15 protein-coding genes are annotated in these 16,751 nt (G+C 72.6%); 6 read left to right on the top strand and 9 right to left on the bottom strand.

Annotated elements, in window-relative coordinates:
• Positions 1–68: 68 nt before the first annotated feature.
• Both EDF19_RS08875 and EDF19_RS08870 read right to left on the bottom strand, forming a co-directional pair.
• Positions 69–815, bottom strand: a complete 747-nt coding sequence (locus tag EDF19_RS08875; protein ID WP_260217040.1) for a tyrosine-protein phosphatase — start codon at positions 813–815, stop codon at positions 69–71.
• Positions 808–4,380: a bifunctional proline dehydrogenase/L-glutamate gamma-semialdehyde dehydrogenase gene (locus EDF19_RS08870; RefSeq protein WP_123680509.1), complete on the bottom strand. Its 3,573-nt coding sequence runs from the start codon at positions 4,378–4,380 to the stop codon at positions 808–810. Before EDF19_RS08870 ends, EDF19_RS08875 begins: the two co-directional genes overlap by 8 nt.
• Before the next feature lie 128 nt (positions 4,381–4,508).
• Here EDF19_RS08870 and EDF19_RS08865 point away from each other — a divergent pair, with 128 nt between their 5' ends.
• Both EDF19_RS08865 and EDF19_RS08860 read left to right on the top strand, forming a co-directional pair.
• The gene (locus EDF19_RS08865) at positions 4,509–4,988 is read left to right on the top strand and encodes a MarR family winged helix-turn-helix transcriptional regulator (protein WP_123680508.1); all 480 of its coding nucleotides are present in this window, start codon (positions 4,509–4,511) and stop codon (positions 4,986–4,988) included.
• A complete protein-coding gene (locus EDF19_RS08860; RefSeq protein WP_123680507.1) occupies positions 4,985–5,830 on the top strand; it encodes an NAD-dependent epimerase/dehydratase family protein in 846 nt (281 codons plus the stop codon). The genes EDF19_RS08865 and EDF19_RS08860 overlap by 4 nt, the downstream gene beginning before the upstream one ends.
• 35 nt (positions 5,831–5,865) lie before the next feature.
• On the opposite strand, the gene EDF19_RS08855 is transcribed toward EDF19_RS08860, so the two are convergent.
• Entirely contained in the window at positions 5,866–6,822 is a 957-nt protein-coding gene (locus tag EDF19_RS08855; RefSeq protein ID WP_123680674.1) for a DNA-3-methyladenine glycosylase, read from the bottom strand.
• 80 nt (positions 6,823–6,902) lie between these two features.
• Here EDF19_RS08855 and EDF19_RS08850 point away from each other — a divergent pair, with 80 nt between their 5' ends.
• The 4 genes from EDF19_RS08850 to EDF19_RS08835 all read left to right on the top strand — a co-directional run bounded on the left by EDF19_RS08850 (position 6,903) and on the right by EDF19_RS08835 (position 10,543).
• A complete protein-coding gene (locus tag EDF19_RS08850) occupies positions 6,903–7,931 on the top strand; it encodes a 6-phosphofructokinase (protein WP_123311084.1) in 1,029 nt (342 codons plus the stop codon).
• 77 nt (positions 7,932–8,008) lie between these two features.
• Positions 8,009–8,986 carry an MDR family oxidoreductase gene (locus tag EDF19_RS08845; RefSeq protein ID WP_123680673.1) on the top strand — a complete coding sequence of 326 codons (978 nt, stop codon included), beginning with the start codon at positions 8,009–8,011 and terminating at the stop codon, positions 8,984–8,986.
• Positions 8,987–9,071: 85 nt separating this feature from the next.
• Entirely contained in the window at positions 9,072–9,740 is a 669-nt protein-coding gene (locus EDF19_RS08840) for a GntR family transcriptional regulator (protein ID WP_123680506.1), read from the top strand.
• A 17-nt stretch (positions 9,741–9,757) separates the two neighbouring features.
• Complete coding sequence (locus EDF19_RS08835; protein ID WP_123680505.1) at positions 9,758–10,543, top strand: ABC transporter ATP-binding protein; 786 nt, start codon at positions 9,758–9,760, stop codon at positions 10,541–10,543.
• Between the two features lie 70 nt (positions 10,544–10,613).
• Here EDF19_RS08835 and hemL read toward each other — a convergent pair whose 3' ends face one another.
• From hemL to hemQ, 6 genes are read right to left on the bottom strand one after another with little or no spacing between them, the layout of a single operon-like run.
• Complete coding sequence (gene hemL / locus EDF19_RS08830) at positions 10,614–11,945, bottom strand: glutamate-1-semialdehyde 2,1-aminomutase (RefSeq protein ID WP_123680504.1); 1,332 nt, start codon at positions 11,943–11,945, stop codon at positions 10,614–10,616.
• Positions 11,942–12,997 (bottom strand): porphobilinogen synthase, encoded by a 1,056-nt coding sequence (gene hemB, locus EDF19_RS08825; protein ID WP_260217038.1) that lies wholly within the window; start codon positions 12,995–12,997, stop codon positions 11,942–11,944. The genes hemL and hemB overlap by 4 nt, the downstream gene beginning before the upstream one ends.
• Positions 12,994–13,716 (bottom strand): uroporphyrinogen-III synthase, encoded by a 723-nt coding sequence (locus tag EDF19_RS08820; protein ID WP_123680503.1) that lies wholly within the window; start codon positions 13,714–13,716, stop codon positions 12,994–12,996. Before EDF19_RS08820 ends, hemB begins: the two co-directional genes overlap by 4 nt.
• 35 nt (positions 13,717–13,751) lie before the next feature.
• Entirely contained in the window at positions 13,752–14,753 is a 1,002-nt protein-coding gene (hemC, locus tag EDF19_RS08815; RefSeq protein WP_123680671.1) for a hydroxymethylbilane synthase, read from the bottom strand.
• Positions 14,750–15,985 carry a ferrochelatase gene (locus tag EDF19_RS08810; RefSeq protein WP_185022752.1) on the bottom strand — a complete coding sequence of 412 codons (1,236 nt, stop codon included), beginning with the start codon at positions 15,983–15,985 and terminating at the stop codon, positions 14,750–14,752. The genes hemC and EDF19_RS08810 overlap by 4 nt, the downstream gene beginning before the upstream one ends.
• Positions 15,982–16,737 (bottom strand): hydrogen peroxide-dependent heme synthase, encoded by a 756-nt coding sequence (hemQ, locus tag EDF19_RS08805; protein WP_185022751.1) that lies wholly within the window; start codon positions 16,735–16,737, stop codon positions 15,982–15,984. Before hemQ ends, EDF19_RS08810 begins: the two co-directional genes overlap by 4 nt.
• Positions 16,738–16,751: the final 14 nt, after the last annotated feature.

The raw sequence follows: 16,751 nt of genomic DNA, 5'->3' as shown, positions 1-16,751 counted from the left end.
CGCCGCCGCTGGCACGACGAACCGACTCTGCGGGCCGACGCCGCGGCCCTGCGGCCCTGCCCCGTGCGTCAGGTGACGCGCGCTCGGAAGGTGCGCAGGGCCTCCAGGTCGGATGCGTCGAGACCCGAGCGTTCGACGAAACGGTCCACTTCGAAGCCGGCGACGGCCTCGCGGAACGCCCCCTCGACGGTCGTGCCGTGCTGTGCGCACAGGTCGTCGATGCGCCCCTCGTTCGACGGGACGCCGATCGAGGCCAGCAGCGCCGGGGCGTTGTCGATGGTGACCAGGTAGTCCTCGACGACCGCTTCCGGTTCGACGTCGGCGAGTGCGAGCAGCGCGAGAGCGACGATGCCGGTACGGTCCCGGCCGCCCGCGCAGTGGAACAGCACGCCGCCCGGCTCGGCCCGCGCGATCGCCTGCAGTGCAGCACCGGTCCGCTCGGGCAGCTCGCGCAGGTGCGGGCCGTAGTACAGCGGGGTTCCGACGAGTCCGGTGTCCCAGTAGGCCTGCCAGAACGACGGGGCGTCGTCGAGTCCGTCGTGGTCGACGACCACGGTCGTGAGCCACTCCGGACGGACGCCGGTGTCCTTCGAGCGCTCCGACGGCGCACGGAGGTCGACCACGGTGCGGATCCCGGCGTCGCGGAGGGCATCCCAGCCCGCCGGTGCCAGCCGGTCGACGCCCTCGGACCGGAAGACCCGGCCGGACGGCGTCGTCCCACCCGTGCGCAAGGGCAGGCCGCCGAGGTCGCGCCCGTTGAACAGTCCCTCGGCGCGGAGCGTGCGCTCGTCGCGCACGGCGCGTCCGTCAGACACGGAGCTCCGTGAAGTCGGCGTCGAGGTCACCGAACCGGTGCGTGGTGATCGACACGGACTGCTCGCGGATGAACGGCAGCATCTCGATCAGACCCGCCTCGACCACGGGGGCGTCGTGGATCGCGACGTCGATGCTCGCGCCGAGTGCTTCCTCGAGGGCGAGTGCGTCGCCGCCGATCAAGCGGATCCGGGCTCCGGGCCCGCCGAACGCCGTGTGCGCCGGACGGTCCTGGCCCTGGGACAGGACCTCGTCGAGGGCATCGAGGGGCTGCTCGTCCTCGCCGTTGGACCAGTTCGCCTGGAACACGGCACCCGAGGCCGCTCGGGCGTGGAACTCCTGGTCGGACTCCACCAGGTGGTCGACGACGTCGAGCGGGGACCGGCTCGACGCCAGCAGCTGCGTGAGCGGACCCGGCAGCGGCCGCGCGGTGCTGAGCAGGATGTGCGCGCGGGCGGCGGTCGCGGCGACGAGGACCCGGACCAGGTCGCCCGCAGAGGCGTCCTCGGCCTGCCGGACGATCACGGACTGCGGGCGGTACCGCAGCACGTTCCGCTGCACCACGAGCCCGGCGGGGTCGTGCGAGCGGCCGTACTGCGACTCGCGGGCGCGGACGTCGCTGAGCGCCCCGGCACGCACCTGGTCGAACTCCTCGAACGACAGGCCGCTGCGGGCAGCCTCGATCACGGCGGTGACGCGCGGCGGCAGGCCGTGCAGCTGGATGCTCTTGTGGACCGTGCGGGGCGTGGGTTCCCAGCGGCCGAGGGTCGCGACGTACATCGGACCGCCCGCCTTCGTGCCGGTGCCGACCGACGACCGCTTCCAGCCGCCGAAGGGCTGGCGGCCGACGACCGCGCCGGTGATCCCGCGGTTGACGTACAGGTTGCCCGCACGGACGCGGGACAGCCAGTCGGCGACCTCGTCGACGTCGAGCGAGTGGATGCCGGCGGTCAGGCCGTAGTCGGTGCCGTTCTGGATCGCGATGGCCTGTTCGAGGGTCTCGGCGCGCATGATGCCGAGCACCGGGCCGAAGTACTCGGTCTGGTGGAAGTCGCTGCCGGCACGGACGCCGTCGCGGATGCCGGGCGACCAGAGCCGTCCGGAGTCGTCGAGGGCGCTCGGCTGCACGAGCCAGGACTCCCCCGGCCCGAGCTCGGTGAGGCCCTGCCGGAGCTTGCCCTCGGGCTCGGTGATGACCGGGCCGACCTGCGCGGTGGGGTCGTCGGGCCACGCGACACGGAGCGTCCGGGTGGCGTCGACGAGCTGCCGGCGGAACCGCTCGCTCTCGCCGACCGAACCGACCAGCACCACGAGGGACGCCGCCGAGCACTTCTGGCCGGCGTGCCCGAACGCGGACCGCACGATGTCCTGCACCGCCAGGTCGATGTCGGCGCTCGGCGTGACGACGATCGCGTTCTTGCCGCTGGTCTCGGCGGTGAGCGGCAGCCCGGCCCGCCACCAGCGGAACGACCGCGCCGTGTCGGCGGAGCCGGTCAGGATGATGCGGTCGACGGCGGGGTGTCCGACGAGGTCGCGGCCGAGTTCGTCCTCGGCCAGGTCGACGAGCTGCAGCAGCGAGTGCGGGACCCCGGCGTCCCAGAGCACGTCGGCCAGGAGCGCACCGCAGCGGCGGGCTTCGGGTGCGGGCTTGAGGACGACGCCGCTGCCCGCGGCGAGCGCCGCCAGCACGCCGCCGGCCGGGATCGCGACGGGGAAGTTCCACGGCGGCACGACGACGGTGAGCCGCGGCGGGACGTAGCGCGCACCCTCGACGTCGCCCAGGCGTCGGGCGCTCTCGGCGTAGTAGTGGGCGGCGTCGACGGCTTCGGTGACCTCGGTGTCGGCCTCGGCGAAGGTCTTGCCGGTCTCCGCCGCCATCACCTCGATCAGGTCGGCCCGGCGGGTCTCCAACTCGTGGCCGATGAGGTCGAGGAGCTCCGCGCGGTCGGACGGGTCCTGCCGGCCCCAGTTCACACCGGCCTGCGCGGTCCGGGCCATGATGCGCTCGAGCTTCGAGCGGTCGGCGACCTTCGCGCCGCGGATCGTCTGCGCGCCGAGCTGCGACCGTGGCACCCGCCGCAGGACGTCGAGCGCCCAGGTGCGGTTCGCGGCGACCGATGGATCGGTGTCGGCAGCATTCCGGAACGCGTCGCGCAGGACGGGTTCGCCGAGGGGACGGTGGCGGTCCTGCGTGCGGTGGCTGGTCGGCACCGGGTCGTCGAGCGCGGTGACGGACGCCAGGTACCGGCCGTGCTCGCGGTCGAAGACGCTGGCGTCGCGGTCGATGTCGAACGCGGCGGAGACGAAGTTCTCGGGGCTGGCGCTCTCCTGCAGCCGTCGGGCCAGGTAGGCGATCGCGGAGTCGAACTCGTCCGGCTGCACGACGGGCGTGTAGAGCAGGATCTCGCCGACGTCTGCACGCACGGCGTCGGCGTGCCCGGATGCCATGCCGAGCAGCATCTCCACGTCGATCGCGTCGGTGACCCCGCGGCGCTGCGCGAGCACCCACGCGGTGGCGAGGTCGAACAGGTTGTGCCCGGCGACGCCGATCCGGACGGCGTCGGTGCGCTCGGGGGTCAGCGCCGCGTCGAGCATCCGCAGGTACGCGGTGTCGGTCTCGCGCTTGCTGCCCCAGGTGGCGAGGGGCCAGTCGTGCACGATCGCGTCGACGTGCTCCATCGCGAGGTTCGCACCCTTGACGAGCCGGACCCGGATCGGGGCACCACCGCGCGCACGACGCTCCTGCGCCCACGACGTCAGTGACTCGAGTGCGCCTGCCGCATCGGGCAGGTACGCCTGGAGCACGATGCCGGCGTGCAGCCCGGCGAACTCGTCGCGGTCGAGCAGGGTGCGGAACACCGCGAGGGTGACGTCGAGGTCGCGGTACTCCTCCATGTCGAGGTTGATGAACTTCGCGGGACGACCGGACGCCAGCGGCGCCGCTGCGAGCCGGTACAGCGGGACGAGCCGGTCGACGACCCGTTCGACGGTCTGGTCGAACGCCCACATCGACATCTGCGGGACGACCGAGCTGACCTTGATCGACACGTGGTCGACGTCGTCGCGGGCGAGGAGGTCCATCGTGCCCTGCAGCCGACGGTCGCTCTCGGTGCTGCCGAGGACCGCTTCGCCGAGCAGGTTCACGTTCAGCCGGGTGCCGGGACCGCCGACCTTGGCGAGCGCCGGGCCGAGCTTCGCCGTCGTCGCGTCGATGACCAGGTGGCCGGTCATCCGGCGCAGGATCCGGCGGGCGGTGGGGATCACGGCCCACGGTGCCATCGTCGCGAAGCCACCGCCGAGCGTCACCGCGCCCCGGAGGTACCAGGCGAGGAAGTCGGGGACGTCACGGCTGACCTGCTCGAGGTTGCGCGCGGCGACCCTGGGGTCCTCTGGACGGATCACCTTGTCGACGAACGAGCGCGTGAAGTCGAGCCCGCGTTCGTCGCGCAGGGCCTCGGCCAGGCGGACGGCTCCGGCGTCGGGCTTCGTGCCGGCGGAGGCCGCCAGCCACCGGCGGACGAGCGCAACGGCGTCGTCGGTGCAGTCCTGGAGGCGGGCGCTCGGCATGCTCCGATCGTATGCCGAGCCCCCGACGTCACCTTGGAGCGCGCCGCACGTCGGCCAGGAGTCATCCGAGCGGATGAAACGGTCTCGGCGTCGGCCCGGGTCCCCCCGCGGTGGATACGCTGGTCGGCATGTCGACGGAGGGCAACGGTGGCCACGACTGGGTCACCTGGGACGCGTACCACGACGTCTGGCGACGGCTCGACCGGGCCCTCGACCAGGCCGTCCAATCCGGCGCGGGCATCTCGATCCCGGAGTTCGAGATCCTGATCGGCCTCCACCGCGACCCCGACCACCGGCTGCGGGTCCGGGACATCGCCGCGGGCATCGGCTGGGAGAAGTCCCGGGTCAGCCACCAGGTCACCCGGATGGTCGCGCGCGGCCTCGTGGTCCGCGCCGACTGCCCGACCGACGGCCGTGGCAGCTGGGTGGAGATGACCCCGGTCGGTCGTCGCTCCGTGCTCGCCGGCATCCGTGCGCACACGGGTGCGCTGGAAGACCTGTTCTGGAGGCCCGTGGGGACGGACGCGGACACGCTGCGGTCCGTCAGCGCGCGCGTCCAGGACGCGATCGGCCCGGACGTCGACGCCGAGGACGTCAGCGCCTCGTGACCGTCGTCATCGCGGGCTGCGGCGACCTCGGGGTCGAAGCCGGACTGCGGTTCGCTGCGCTCGGCCACGAGGTGCTCGGCCTGCGTCGCCGCGCCGAGCTCGTCCCCGCACCGATCTCCGGCCGGAGCGTCGACCTGCGCCGCGAGGTCCCCTCGATCCCCGCCGACACCACCGTGGTCGTCGTGGCGTTCGCCGCCGGCAGCCGCGAGGTCGACGAGTACCGCGCGACCTACGTCGACGGTCTGCGCAACGTCCTCGACGGCATCGAGGCCTCGGGGACCGACCCGCGCCTCCTCGTCGTGTCCTCGACCGCGGTCTACGACGTCGACGACGGCAGCACCGTCACCGAGGAGACCCCGGCGACCGGTGGTACCCCGACCGCGGACGTCCTGGTCGAGGCCGAGGCGCTGCTGCGGGACCGTGCTCCCGGCGGGGTGCTCGTCCGGCTGTCCGGGGTCTACGGCCCGGGTCGCGAGCGGCTGATCGACCAGGTCCGCTCCGGTGCGGCGCGACTTGCAGCGGGAGCGTCGCCGCACACGAACCGGATCCACCGGGACGACGCCGCCGGCGCCCTGGTGCACCTGGCCTCCGTGGCCGATCCGGCACCGACGTACCTGGTCACGGACGACGAGCCCGCCCGGCTCGACGACGTGTACCGGTGGCTGGCGTCGGAGCTCGGCGCCCCCGAGCCCGAGCGGGCCGAGGCGTCCGGCCGGCAGTCCGCCGGCGACAAGCGCCTGTCGAACGGCCTGGTGCGCTCGACCGGCTGGGCCCCGCGCTTCCCCACGTTCCGCGAGGGGTACCGCGCCGTGCTCGACGGCCGAGGCGCCCGCCACCCCTGACCCGCAGCCCCGCAGCCCCGCGCCCCGCAGCCCCGCTAGTGGTGGCGGTGGTCCTGGATGGTGAGCCGCGGGCCGAACGCCGGCTTGCGGAACCCCGAGCCGCCGATGAGCCGCACGACCCGCTCCCGGTGCCCGCGCCACGGCTCGAGCAGCTCGAGCATCCCGTCGTCGTCCACCGGTCCCCCGGTCAACGCCCACCCGACCAGGGCTGGCACGTGGAAGTCCCCGACGCTCGGCGAATCGGGGTCGCCGTGGGAGCGCTGCGCGGTCTCGGCAGCCGTCCACTTCCCGACGCCCGGGATCGACTGCAGCCGCGCGGACACGACCGAGCCCCCGCGGCCGAGCGTCAACGTCCGCTCGAGCGCCGGAGCGACGCGCATCGCCCGCATCACCGTCGCCGAGCGCCCGGGTTCGATGCCGGCCTTGTGCCACTCCCAGCTCGGGATCCGTGCCCACTCCTCGGCGGTCGGCGGCACCGTCAGTCCGTCCGGCGTGGGTCCAGGAGCCGGCGTTCCGGAGCGCCGCACGAGGTACCGCCACGCTCGCCAGGCCTGCCTCGAGGTGACCTTCTGCTCCATGATCGCCGGGACGAGCATCGCGACGACGGTGTTCGTGCGGAGCAGCCGGAGTCCGGGCTGCCGGTGCCGTGCCGCCGCCAGGAACGCGTTGCCGGAGACGTCGAACCCGTCCCAGTCGTCACCGCGACCGAGCATCTCCGGTGCGTGCTCGACCGCCCACGCGGCGCCGTCGCCCCACGCCGAGACCGCGATGGTGTCGCCGGCCGGCCGGATCGCCACGGAAGCAGGGCCCCGGGGCGTCCGCAGCGCGAGCCACACGACCGACCCGACCACGGCGAACGCGGGGTCGCCGGAGCCGCGCTGCAGGGGCCGCAGGGTCGACGCGACGTCCACCGCGCCTCCAGGCCGGTACACCGTGTCGACGCGAGACGCGTCGGCGGACGCACCACCGGACGACGAGGCGGAAGCGAGCATGGTCACACGGGGATGGTAATGCGGAACCACCGTCAGTCATGATGGGCACTGATCCCCACCACCCGACGACGGAGTTCCCCATGCGCATCGGCATCCTCACCTCCGGAGGCGACTGCCCCGGCCTGAACGCGGTCATCCGCGCGATCGTCCTCAAGGGCATCGCGATCCACGGCCACGAGTTCGTCGGGTTCCGGGACGGTTGGCGCGGCGTCGTCGACGGCGACATCGTCCCGCTCGGCCGCAAGGACATCCAGGGCATCGCGAAGCAGGGCGGCACGATCCTCGGCACGAGCCGGACGAACCCCTTCGAGGGGCCGAACGGCGGCGTCGAGAACATCGAGCGCATGCTCGAGCGGCACGGCATCGACGCCATCGTCGCGATCGGCGGCGAGGGCACGCTGGCAGCCGCGAAGCGCCTCACCGACGCGGGCCTCAAGATCGTCGGCGTCCCGAAGACCGTCGACAACGACCTGGGGGCGACCGACTACACGTTCGGCTTCGACACCGCCGTGGCGATCGCGACCGAGGCCATGGACCGCCTGCGCACCACGGGCGAGTCGCACTCCCGCTGCATGGTCGCCGAGGTCATGGGCCGGCACGTCGGCTGGATCGCACTGCACTCCGGCATGGCCGCTGGTGCGCACGCGATCCTCATCCCGGAGCAGAAGACGAGCATGGAGCAGATCGCGAAGTGGGTGCGTGCCGCCTACGACCGCGGCCGGGCACCGCTCGTCGTGGTGGCCGAGGGCTTCGTCCCCGACCACGAGGACAACGCGCACACCGAGCGCGGGCTCGACGCCTTCGGGCGTCCGCGGCTCGGTGGCATCGGCGAGCGCCTCGCTCCGCTCATCGAGGAGATGACGGGCATCGAGACGCGCGCCACGACCCTGGGGCACATCCAGCGCGGTGGGACGCCGACGGCGTACGACCGGGTGCTGTCGACGCGGCTCGGCCTGGCGGCCATCGACTCCGTCGTCGAGGAGCGCTGGGGCCGGATGGTCGCGCTGAAGGGCACCGACATCGTGCACGTCTCGTTCGACGAGGCGCTCGGCGAGTTGAAGACGGTGCCGCAGGCGCGCTTCGACGAAGCCGCGATCATGTTCGGTTGATCCCGTCGTCGCCGTTCCGGTTCCGTTCCGGTTCCGGTTCCGGTCTCGGCCTGGAGGCCCGGGGTAGCGTCCGGCGCATGACCCGCGCCGTCCTCGTGTCCAGTTCAGCCCCGCCCACCGTCACCGACGTCGACCTGCCAGACCCCGCCGAGGGCGAAGCCCTCGTCGACGTCACCTACTCGAGCGTGAACTACAAGGACGGACTCGCCCTCGCGCGGAACCCCGGGGTCGCCCGCCTCGATCCCCTCGTGCCGGGCATCGACGTCGTCGGCACCGTCTCGGCGCTCGGGCCGGGCGTGCACGACGTGGCGATCGGCGACCGGGTGGTGCTCAACGGCGCCGGGCTGGGCGAGAGCCGGCACGGGGGCTGGGCGGTGCAGGCGGTCGTGCCGTCGGGCTCGCTCGTGGTGCTGCCGGACGCGATCGACGACTCGTTCGCGGCGGCGATCGGCACGGCGGGCTTCACGGCGATGCTCAGCGTGCTCGCGCTCGAGCCCTTCGTCGCGCCGGACGCCGGACCGGTGCTCGTGACCGGGGCATCGGGCGGTGTCGGGTCGGTGGCGATCGCGCTGCTCGCGGCCCGCGGCTACGCGGTGACGGCCTCGACGGGTCGGACGACGAACGAGGACTCGCTCCGCCGGCTCGGCGCGACCGAGGTCATCGACCGCAGCACGCTGTCGGAGCCCGGCAAACCCATGCAGCGCGCGACCTGGGCCGGTGCCGTGGACAGCGTCGGCGGGGCGACCCTGGCGAACGTCCTCGCCGCGACCCGGTGGGGCGGTGCCGTGACGGCGTGCGGGCTGGCACAGGACTCGGCCCTGCCGACGACCGTGCTGCCGTTCATCCTGCGGGCGGTGTCCCTGCTCGGCATCAACTCGGTGGACGCTCCGGTCGCCCTCCGTCGGCGAGCGTGGGAGCGCCTGGCGACGGACCTCGACCCAGCCCTGCTCGCCGGCGTCACGCGCACCGTCTCGCCGGAAGAGGCGATGGCCATCGGCGCCGACGTCGTCGCAGGACTGGTGCACGGACGGACGGTCGTCGCGATCCCTCGCTGAAATAGTGCCGTACCACCATTTCACAAGCGCTTGCATATTGACACGTTAGGGTTGAAGTGTCGAGTCCGAGGCACGAGGAGATGGCATGCCGGTCCCCAAGTCGACGGTGGAGAGTTCTCCCCGCAAACTGCTGCGCGACGTCGTGTACGAGAAGATGCTCGCAGCACTCCGCGACGGCACCCTCCAGCACGGCGAACGCCTCAACGACGACGAGCTGGTCCAGTGGCTCGGGGTCAGTCGCACCCCCATCCGCGAGGCGATCGCGAAGCTCGTCGACATCGGCCTGGTCGAGATGGAGGCGAACCGGTACACCCGCGTCGCCACCCCGACCTTCGACGACTGGGTCACCGCGACCCGCGCGATGGCGGGCTTCTTCGAGCTCAGCCTGCGCTGGGGTGTCCCCGAGTACGACGACGAGGACGTGGCAGCGCTCCAGAAGCTGCTCGACCGTGCCGACGGGCTCCGCAAGGTCCGTGACCTCGGCTTCAGCGGTGCGGTGACCGAGATCATCGAGTTCGCCGTCGCCCACTCCGGCAACCCGCTCGTGCAGGTCGCCGCCGAGGGAGCCCTCGAACGCGTCCGCTTCACGCTCAACCCCACCCCGGCGTTCGAGCAGTACGGGTCCGAAGCGTTCTTCTCGATCCTCCGCGAGGCACTCGAGGACCGCGACGGTGAGACCGCTGCCGAGGCCGGCCGCGCACTCACCCGCAACTTCGAGCAGCACATCGACGCGGTCAGGGCCACCCGCGGCTGACGGTCCAGGATGGAGGGGTGACCGACGTCCTCATCCACGCCACCGGTGTCCGCGTCACGCGCTCCGGTCGCGACCTGCTGCACGACATCGACCTGACCGTCCGACGGGGCGAGCACTGGGCCCTGCTCGGCCCGAACGGCGCCGGCAAGTCCACTCTGCTCGCCGTGATCGGCGCCAACGGGCACCCCACCGCGGGCTCCGTCGAGGTGCTCGGGCGCCGGCTGGGGCGCGTCGACGTCCGGGAACTCCGGGAGCACATCGGTCACGTCGACCCGCGGCACCGGATGCTCTCGCCCCTGACGGTCCTGGAGACCGTGCTCACCGGGCTGACCGGCACCACCGACCTCATGATGCGGTGGGAGCCGACCACGGACCAGATCGCCCTCGCCGAGCAGCACATCGCCGATGTCGGGCTCTCCGCGCGACGGGACGCCCGCTGGCCGGTGCTGTCGCAGGGCGAACGCGGCCGGACCCTCATCGCCCGGGCACTCATGTCGCAGCCGCAGCTCCTGCTCCTCGACGAGCCGGCGACCGGGCTCGACGTCGCCGCACGCGAGCACCTGCTCGAGACCGTCGACGCGCTGCGGCACCGGCACCCGGAGCTCGGCAGCGTGATGGTCACGCACCACCTCGAGGACCTGCCGGCGTCCACCTCGCACGCGATGCTCCTGCGCGACGGTGCAGCGGTGGCGCAGGGGACCGCTGACGAGGTCATCACCTCGTCAGCGGTGTCACACGCCTTCGACTTCCCGCTCGCGATCCTGCGCGCCGAGGGCCGCTGGGCCGCACGCCGAGCCGCCTGACGCCGCGGAGCGGGCGCAGGGCGGGCGCGGGGCGGGCGCGGAGCGGGCCGGCGGGCGGCAGGCGGCGCGCCTACGCGGTCGCGGCGGCTGCGGCCTTCGCGGCGGCGGGCAGCGCGTCGAGGATCCGCCCGACGGCACGCTCGTCGTGCGCGGCCGTGACGAACCACGCCTCGAACACGCTCGGCGGCAGGGTCACGCCCTGGTCGAGCATGCTGTGGAAGAACGGCGCGTACCGGAACACGTCCTGCGTCCGGACGTCGTCGTAGTTCTCCGGGGCGGTGTCCGTGAAGGCGAACGAGAACAGGTTGCCGGCGCGCTGCACGGTGTGTGCGACGCCCTCGGCCGACAGCGCGTCCGAGGTGGCCGAGGAGATCACCGCGGCCGTGCGGTTCAACGACTCGTACACGGCCGGGGTCGCTGCCCGGAGCGTGGCGATCCCCGCCGCGACCGCCAGCGGGTTGCCGGACAGCGTGCCCGCCTGGTACACCGGGCCGAGCGGGGCGAGGAAGTCCATGACCTCGCGCCGACCACCGAGTGCGGCGAGGGGCATGCCGCCACCGATGACCTTGCCGAACGTGATGAGGTCGGGCTTCCAGCCGGCGCCGTCGGGGACGACCTTCGATGCCTCGAGACCCCACCAGCCGGCGGAGCCGACCCGGAAGCCGGTCAGGACCTCGTCGACGATGAGCAGCGCGCCGTGCGACTGCACGAGCTGCGCCAGGGCCCGGTTGAACCCGCGCTCCGGCGCGAGGACACCCATGTTCGCGGCGGCGGCCTCGACGATCACACCGGCGATGCGCTCCGAGTGCTCGTCGAAGGCGCGGCGGACAGCGTCGAGGTCGTTGTACGGCAGCACCAGGGTCTGCGCCGCCGTCTCCTCCGTGATGCCGGCACTGCCGGGCAGCGCCAGGGTGGCGACACCCGAACCGGCCTCGGCCAGCAGGGAGTCCGAGTGGCCGTGGTAGTGCCCGGCGAACTTCACGAGCAGGTCGCGGCCGGTGTAGCCACGGGCCAGTCGGATCGCGGTCATCGTCGCCTCGGTGCCGGTCGACACCATGCGGAGCTTCTCGATCGGGCCGTCGCCGTCGACCGACACCCGCTGCTTCACGAGCTCGGCGAGCTCGGTCTCGCCCGGGGTCGAGGCGCCGAACGAGAGCCCGCGCGCGGCGGCCTGCTGCACCGCCTCGACGGTGCCGGGGTGCGCGTGCCCGAGGATCGCCGGACCCCACGAGGCGACGAGGTCGACGTACTCGCGGCCCTCGGCGTCGGTGACGTACGCGCCGTTGGCGGACACGAGGAAGCGCGGGGTGCCGCCGACGGAGCCGTAGGCACGGACGGGCGAGTTCACGCCACCCGGGATCGCGTTCTTGGCACGGCCGAAGAGCTGGTCGTTCGTGGTCATTCGGGGGCCTTCCCGGTCGAGGCGATGCCGGCGACGTCGGCGGTGGTGCCGGAGGTGCGGAGGCCGGCCTCCTGGTTGAGCTTCCGTGCGATGTCGACGGCGAAGTAGGTCAGGATCGCGTCGGCGCCGGCACGCTTGATGCCGATGAGCGACTCCATCGCGGCGGCGTCGCGGTCGATCCACCCGTTCTGTGCCGCTGCGGTGATCATCGCGTACTCGCCGGAGATCTGGTACGCCCAGACCGGCACGGGCGAGGTGGCGGCGGTCTCGGCGAGGACGTCGAGGTAGCTCATCGCCGGCTTCACCATCACGACGTCGGCACCCTCGTCGATGTCGAGCGCGACCTCGCGGAGGCCCTGGCGGCCGTTCGCGGCGTCGATCTGGTACGTCCGACGGTCGCCGACCAGCGACGACGACACAGCCTCGCGGAAGGGACCGTAGAACGCCGAGGCGTACTTCGCGGCGTACGCCAGGAGCGCGGTGCCGGTGTGCCCGGCGGTGTCGAGGGCGTCGCGCGCCGCGGCGATCTGGCCATCCATCATCCCGCTCAGGCAGACCAGTTCGGCTCCGGCCTCGGCCTGGGCGACGGCCATGTCCCGGTACCGCAGCAGGGTCGCGTCGTTGTCGACCGATCCGTCCGCGGCCAGGACACCGCAGTGCCCGTGGTCGGTGAACTCGTCCAGGCACAGGTCGGACTGCACGACGAGGGCGTCACCGACCTCTTCCTTCGCGACCCGGATCGCCACGTTGAGGATGCCGTCGGGGTCGGTCGCACCGGATCCGGTGGCGTCCTTCGTGGTGGGCACACCGAACAGGTTCACGCCGCCGACCCCGACCTCCGCAGCCGACACGAGCGCGCGGCGGAACGAGTCGAGCGAGTGTTGCTGCACGCCCGGCATGCTCGAGATGTCGACGGCGTCGGTCGCGCCTTCGCGGATGAACATCGGCAGCACGAGCTCGGCGGGGTGGAGCCGGGTCTCGGCGACGAGCCGTCGCATCGCGGGGGTGGCACGGAGTCGACGGGGGCGGACCTGGGGGAAACGGCCGGTCACGGGTGGCCTTCCTGTTCGGGGGCGGTTGGGTTCAGGGCCTCGACGACGGCGTCGAGCAGGGCTTCTGCGGACCGGGTGGGTCCGACGACGTGGACCGGGAGTCCGGCCGCGCGCGCTTCGACGGCGGTTCCGGGACCGATGCAGGCCACGAGGGTGCGGGGGTCGAGCGGGGTCATCCGGCGGGCGATCTCGCGGGCGACGCTGCCGCTCGTCACGAGCACCGCGTCGGGCACCGTGTCGAGGGTGATCGGCTCGTCGCCGGTCCCCACGGTACGGTACGCGACCACGTCGTCGACGTCGATGCCACGGGCGCGGAGTCCGTCGACGAGCGTAGAGGCGGCGATCTCCGAGCGGGGGAACAGGACGGTGCCGGCGGTGTCCGGCAGCGCGTGGACCAGGCCGGCGGCGGACGTCTCGGTGGGCACCAGGTCGACGACCCAGCCGACAGCACGGGCGGCACGGGCGGTCGGCTCGCCGACCGCGGCGACGCGGACACCGGCCGGGAGGCCCGCCACGCGTTCTGCGAGGACCGTCACGGCCGTCGCACTGGTCACCACCACCCACGAGTACCCGGACCCGACCAGGCGGCGGACCGCAGCGTCGAGCGCGGAGGGGTCGGACGGCGGAGCGTCCGTGATGAGCGGGACGACCCGTGGATCGAGTCCGCGGTGCCGAGCGGACGCGGCGACACGCTCCCCCCACGCGCCACCCCGGGGGATGACGACGACGGGAGCGTGCGTGTCCGTGACCGGCTCTACTTCACCGAGTCGGCGAGGTCGGCGAGGTCGCCCGCGCCGTTCTCGAGCAGCTCGGCGGCCACGCGGCCACCGACCTCGAGCGCCTCGGTCAGGCGGTCCTGCGCGGAGCCCTCGAGCACCGCTGCGTGGGATGCCGTGCGGTACTCGCTGCCGTCCGGGCGGTAGACCGTCGCGGAGACGAGCAGGAGCTCGGCGTCCACCACCGCGGTCGCACCGATCGGCGCGGAGCAGCCGGCTTCGAGCTTCGCGAGGACCTCGCGCTCGGCCGTCACGGTCAGGCGTGTGGGAGCGTGCTCGATCTTGCGGAGCGCCGCCAGCAGGTTCCGGTCGGCCTTGTCGGTGCTCGTCTCGAGGTCCGAACGCGTCTCGATCGCGAGCGCGCCCTGCCCGGGGGCGCTCGGCCAGAAGCCGAGGTCGAGCAGTTCGGTCGCGGCCGACAGGCGGTCGATCCGGGTCAGACCGGCGGCGGCGAGGACGACGGCATCGAGGTCGTCGTCCACGCGGCCGAGCCTGGTGTCGATGTTGCCGCGGATGTCGATCACGTCGAGGTCCGGGCGCTTCGCCTTGAGCTGCGCGACGCGGCGGGGTGACCCCGTGCCGACCTTCGCGCCCTCGGGCAACGAGTCGACCGTGGCGCCGTTCCGGGCGACCAGCACGTCACGAGCATCAGCACGCTTCGGCACCGCGGCGATCGTGAGCCCCGGGTACGGCGCCGTCGGCAGGTCCTTCAGCGAGTGCACCAGGACGTCGACCTCGCCGGCGACCAGTGCCTCGCGCAGGGCGCTCGCGAACACACCGGTGCCACCGAGCGATGCCAGCGACGCACGGTTCGTGTCGCCCTCGCTCGTCACCGTCACGAGCTCGACCGGGCGCCCGGCCGCCTTCGACAGGCGGTCGGCGACGTCCTGCGACTGCGCCACCGCGAGCCGGCTGGCACGGGTACCGAGTCGGATCGGGGCGAAGCCGTCGGTCTGGGCGGTGCCGGTCGTCTCGGTCACGGTGCGAGCCCCGCCGCGGCCGGCTTGAAGCCGGCGCGGACGTTCTCGCAGCAACCCGGACGGCAGACGTCGTACCAGGGACCGATGTCGGTCAGGTGCGGACGCTCGCTGGTCGGGGTGCCGTTGACGCGCTCGAGCACCAGGTCGACGAGGCCGGACACGTAGGCCGGGTCGACACCGGGGGTCTGCGTGCGGACCGACCAGAAGCCGAGCTCCTGCGCGGTCTCGGTGGCTTCTTCATCGAGGTCCCACATGACCTCCATGTGGTCGCTCACGAAGCCGAGCGGGACGATGAGCACGGCGCGGGTGGGACCGCCCTTGAGCTCCTCGTTCATGTAGTCGTTGATGTCCGGCTCGAGCCACGGCTGCGTCGGCGGGCCGGAACGCGACTGGTAGACGAGCTTCCACGGCGGCGTGCTGGTGCCACGGAGGGACGCGTGCTCGGGCTGCTCGAGCAGCTCTGCCCACGCCTGGTCGAGGACGACCTGGGCGACGGCGAGGTGCTGCGCCTCGTACGCGCCGTGCTCGTCGAAGCCGCGGTAGTCGGGGCCGGACTTCGCGGCGTCGGTCGAGGGGATCGAGTGCGTCGAGAACAGCACGTGCAGCTCGGTCGCGACGTCGAGGCCGTCGTTCTCTGCGATCGCCTGGGCCATGCCGTCTCGGACGCCGTCGACGAACGGGCGGACGAAGCCCGGGTGGTCGAAGAACTGCCGGACCTTGTCGATCTGGATCGTGTCGATCAGACCGGTCTCGTCCAGGACGCGCGCGTAGTCCTCGCGGTACTGACGGCAGCTGGAGAACGACGAGTACGCGCTCGTGGCGATCGCGATGAGCTTGTTGTAGCCCTTGTCGGCGGCCTCGGTGAAGGCCTGCTCGAGGTAGGGCTCCCAGTTCCGGTTGCCCCAGAGGACGGGCATGTCGATGCCGCGCGATGCCAGCTCCGATTCGAGCGCGGCCTTCAGCGCACGGTTCTGCGCGTTGATCGGGCTGACCCCGCCGAAGTGCCGGTAGTGGTGCGCGACCTCTTCGAGGCGCTCGTCCGGGATCCCGCGGCCGCGCGTGACGTTGCGCAGGAAGGGGATCACGTCGTCCTGGCCCTCGGGGCCACCGAAGCCGGCGAGCAGGATCGCGTCGTACGCGGTCGGGACCTCGACGTGCTCGGGACCGGACGCTGCCGCCTCGGTCGCGGCGAGGACGGCCTGACCGTTCGTGATCATGCTGGTGTCGGTCATGACAGCACCTCGGGCAGCTCGGCGGTCGTCACGCGACGACCGGTGAAGAAGGGCACTTCTTCCCGCACGTGCAGGCGGGCTTCGGTGGCGCGCAGGTCGCGCATCAGGTCGACGAGGTCCACCAGCTCGGGGCTCTCGAGCGGCAGGATCCACTCGTAGTCGCTGAGCGCGAACGTCGCGATGGTGTTGGTGAGCACACGGCGGTACTTCGCGCCGGCGACGCCGTGGTCGCGGAGCATCTTCGAACGCTCGTCCTCCGGCAACAGGTACCACTCGTAGGAGCGGACGAACGGGTACACCGTGATCCACGCCTCGGGGTCCTTGCCGCGCAGGAACGCGGGGGTGTGCCGCTTGTTGAACTCGGCCTCGCGGTGCATGGCCATCGCGTGCCACACCGGCTCGGCGTCCTGGAACAACCCGGTCCGACGGACCTCGCGCAGGACGGCCTGGATCGCCTGTGCGTCGTCGCCGTGCAGCCAGATCATGACGTCGGCGTCGGCACGGAAACCGGACACGTCGTAGAAGCCGCGGATCGTCACACCGCGTTCGGCAGCGTTCGCGATCACCGCGTCGAGCTCGGCCACGGCGTCGTCACCGACTCGGTGGATCGGGCCGAGCGGACGGCGGAACACGGCCCAGAGGGCGTACGCCGTCAGCAGGTTGGGATCGATCCCCGTCGCGGGGTCCGTCTCGTGGGGGGAGGTGTCGTGCGCGGGCGCGGGCCCGGTGTTCGTGGGCACGTCGGAGCTCATGGATCCTTTGTCCT

The organism is Curtobacterium sp. PhB115 (genome assembly GCF_003752025.1).
GTDB lineage: Bacteria > Actinomycetota > Actinomycetes > Actinomycetales > Microbacteriaceae > Curtobacterium.
The sequence above is the reverse complement of the archived record's forward strand: the minus strand, read 5'-3'. Positions and strand labels throughout refer to the sequence as shown.